The 3,248-nt window shown below is 71.6% G+C and carries 3 protein-coding genes; 2 read left to right on the top strand and 1 reads right to left on the bottom strand.

Annotated elements, in window-relative coordinates; genetic code table 11:
* The first annotated feature begins 279 nt into the window (after positions 1-279).
* The gene (locus tag ACFW2E_RS44070; RefSeq protein ID WP_384476974.1) at positions 280-954 is read left to right on the top strand and encodes a pentapeptide repeat-containing protein; all 675 of its coding nucleotides are present in this window, start codon (positions 280-282) and stop codon (positions 952-954) included.
* Positions 955-1,073: 119 nt separating this feature from the next.
* Here ACFW2E_RS44070 and ACFW2E_RS44065 read toward each other — a convergent pair whose 3' ends face one another.
* Positions 1,074-1,574: a hypothetical protein gene (locus ACFW2E_RS44065; protein WP_384476971.1), complete on the bottom strand. Its 501-nt coding sequence runs from the start codon at positions 1,572-1,574 to the stop codon at positions 1,074-1,076.
* A gap of 73 nt (positions 1,575-1,647) precedes the next feature.
* Here ACFW2E_RS44065 and ACFW2E_RS44060 point away from each other — a divergent pair, with 73 nt between their 5' ends.
* Positions 1,648-3,066: a M1 family metallopeptidase gene (locus tag ACFW2E_RS44060; protein ID WP_384476968.1), complete on the top strand. Its 1,419-nt coding sequence runs from the start codon at positions 1,648-1,650 to the stop codon at positions 3,064-3,066.
* Positions 3,067-3,248 lie beyond the last annotated feature (182 nt).

Raw genomic sequence — 3,248 nt, 5'->3', positions numbered from 1 at the left:
CGGGCGCGGCCGCTGGGGGGGGCGCCCCCCCCGGGGGGGGTGGGGGGGCGGTGTCACCCGGTGCAGTGGGGCCCCCGCCGGGGGGGGGGTTCCCGCGGGGGTTTCCCCCCCAACCCCCCCCCCGACGACGACGGTGATGGGATGCATGGGTGGGTGTCTCCCTCTGCTCGGGGCCGCCTCTTCTCACCAGGTACGACCACTGGAGCCCCGCCAAATGTGACATCGCCGGTGTTTTCGCAGGTCAAGCTGATTGTCAGTGGTGGAGTGCAGCATGGGGGCATGGCGAGGAGAGCGACTGGTGGCGCGGGAGTGCGGTCGGCACGGCGACCGGAGGTGCGGCTGCCCCCGCTCGAGGCTCACGGCGGCGGGGAGTTGGAGCCGGACGGGGACTACGACGGGCTGGAGTTCCGGGGGACCGACTTCGCCGGTCAGGACGGCGGGGGCGCGCGCTTCATGGACTGCGCGCTGACGGGCTGCGCCTTCGACGGGACGCGACTGCGCCGCGCGCGCGTCCTGGACACGGTCCTCACCGGGATCAGGGGCGTCGGCACGGACCTTGCCGCGTCGACGCTGCGCGACGTCGAGCTCGTCGACGCCCGACTCGGCGGCACCCAGCTGCACGGGGCGGTCCTGGAGCGGGTGCTGATCCGCGGCGGCAAGATCGACTACCTCAACCTCCGCAAGGCGAAGCTGAGGGACGTGGTCTTCGAGGGCTGCGTCCTCGTCGAGCCGGACTTCGGGGACGCGAGCCTGGAGCGGGTCGAATTCGTGGACTGCGCCCTGAAGGGGGCGGACTTCAACGGGGTGACGCTGACGGACGTCGACCTGCGCGGGGTCGCTTCGCTGGAGATCACGCGGGGGGTGGGCCGACTGGCCGGGGCGGTCATCAGCCCCGGTCAACTGATCGATCTGGCGCCGGTGCTGGCGGCGGAACTGGGCATCCGGGTGGAGTAGCTCTTCGCCCACGGGAGGCGACGGGGCTCAGCCGCATCCGGCCCGTCCGGCGCTTGAGGACGAGGCCGGGCCTGAGGCGGGGGTCCGGGGGCCAGCCCTCAGGGACGCCGTCCTGTAGCTCACCGCATCCGGGGAAAGCGAGCCTGAAGCGTCCAGATCGCCGGGTTCTCGGCCAGAGCCTCGTGCAGGTCGGTCAGATCGGCGATCAGGTCGTGCAGGAAGTCCCGCGCCTCCCGGCGCAGCTCCGCGTGGGAGAAGGTGAGCGGCGGCTCCTCGGCCGGCATCCAGTCGGACTCGATGTCCACCCACCCGAACCGCCGCTCGAACAGCATGCGGTCGGTCGACTCGGTGAAGTCCAGTTCCGCCCGCTGGGGGCGGGCGGCGCGGGAGCCCGCCGGGTCCCGGTCGATCCGCTCCACGATGTCGCACAGCGCCCACGCGAAGTCGAGCACCGGCACCCATCCCCAGGCTGTGGACAACTCCCGGTCCGACTCCGTGTCGGCGAGGTACACGTCCCCGCAGAACAGGTCGTGCCGCAGCGCGCGGACGTCCGCGCCGCGGTAGTCGGTCTGGGGCGGGTCCGGGAAACGGTTGGAGAGGGCGTAGCCGATGTCGAGCACGAGGTGATGGTGTCACGGCCGGAACCGGACACCGGTACGTTCCGACCGCGCCCGGCCCCATAGGATCTCTGACATGTCCAGGTCCGTACGCGTTGTCCCGGTCGGCGCCCCGGCCCTCGCCGCCCTGCTCGCCCTCACCCTGACCGCATGCGACGGCGGGGTGCACGGCAGCCCCGGCGGCTCCGGCGTACGCGACCCGTACTTCCCCAAGGCGGGCAACGGCGGCTACGACGTCACCCACTACGGCCTCACCCTCTCCTACACCCCCGGCACCCACCGTCTCACCGGCAAGGCGGTGATCACCGCCCGCGCCACCGAGAACCTCTCCGCCTTCGACCTGGACCTGAAGGGCATGAAGGTCGAGGACGTCACCGTGGAGGGCAGGCGCGCCCGCTTCAACCGCGCCGGCCAGGAACTGACCGTCCGGCCGCACGGCGACCTGGCCGAGGGGGAGACCTTCAGTGCCACCGTGCGCTACTCGGGCACCCCGGAGAAGATCACCGACCCCGACGGCTCCGAGGAGGGCTGGCTGCGCACCGCGGACGGCGCGCTCGCCCTCGGTGAACCCACCGGCTCCATGGCCTGGTTCCCCGGCAACGACCATCCCTCCGACAAGGCGTCCTACGACGTGGCCGTCACCGTGCCCAAGGGCCTGCAGGCCGTCTCCAACGGGGAGTTGAAGAACGAGACGACCACCGGCGGCCGTACCACCTTCACCTGGCACTCCGCCGAACCGATGGCGACCTATGTCGCCACGGTCGCCATCGGTCATTACGAGATCGACCGCTACACCACCAAGAGCGGACTGCCCGTCTACGTGGCCGTCGACCCGAAGCAGGCCGGGGCGAGCCGCAAGGTGCTGGCGAAGATCCCAGAGATCATGGAGTGGGAGGAGTACAACTTCGGCCCCTACCCCTTCTCCTCCACCGGCGCGATCGTCGACCGCCCCGACGACGCGGGCTACGCGCTGGAGACCCAGACCCGTCCCGTCTTCCCCGGCGCCCCCGACACCGGGACCCTCGTCCACGAGCTCGCCCACCAGTGGTACGGCGACTCCGTCACACCGAAGAGCTGGCGGGACATGTGGCTCAACGAGGGGTTCGCCACGTACGCGGAGTGGCTGTGGGAGGAGGACCACGGCGGTGACACCGCGCAGCAGACCTTCGACGCGGTCTACGACGGCGACTACTTCGACGACCCCGACGACACCAAGGCCGTCTGGGCCTCCCCGCCCGCGAAGCCGTCGAGCGCCGAGCACATCTCCGACAAGCCGGTCTACGAGCGCGGTGCCATGGTCCTGCACAAGATCCGGCAGAAGGTCGGCGACGAGACCTTCTACGACATCATCCAGGGCTGGGCCGCCCGTCACCGTCACGGCAACGCGGACACCGCCGACTTCACGGCGTACGTGGAGAAGATGGCACCCGGCAAGAACTTCGACACCATCTGGGACGACTGGCTCTACGGCGAGGGGAAGCCGCACCACCGGTAGGACGCGCCCCCTGCGGCCGGCCGCTCACTCCCGCTCCAGCTCCTCCAGCAGCCGGCCCGGTTCGGGCGGCCAGACGGGCTCCAGGACCACCTGGGCAACCTGGCGCGGGAACGGGGGGGGGGCGCCCCCGCGCGCGGCGGGGGGGCGGGGGGGGCGGGGGCGGGGGGGCGCGCGCAGAGACT

Origin of the sequence: Streptomyces sp. NPDC058964 (genome assembly GCF_042741275.1) — a bacterium.
Classification (GTDB): Bacteria; Actinomycetota; Actinomycetes; order Streptomycetales; family Streptomycetaceae; genus Streptomyces.
The sequence above is the reverse complement of the archived record's forward strand: the minus strand, read 5'-3'. Positions and strand labels throughout refer to the sequence as shown.

Coding starts and splice junctions, on each gene's coding strand:
- ACFW2E_RS44070 (WP_384476974.1), top strand. CDS start 280: ATGGCGAGGAGAGCGACTGGTGGCGCGGGAGTGCGGTCGGCACGGCGA.
- ACFW2E_RS44060 (WP_384476968.1), top strand. CDS start 1,648: ATGTCCAGGTCCGTACGCGTTGTCCCGGTCGGCGCCCCGGCCCTCGCC.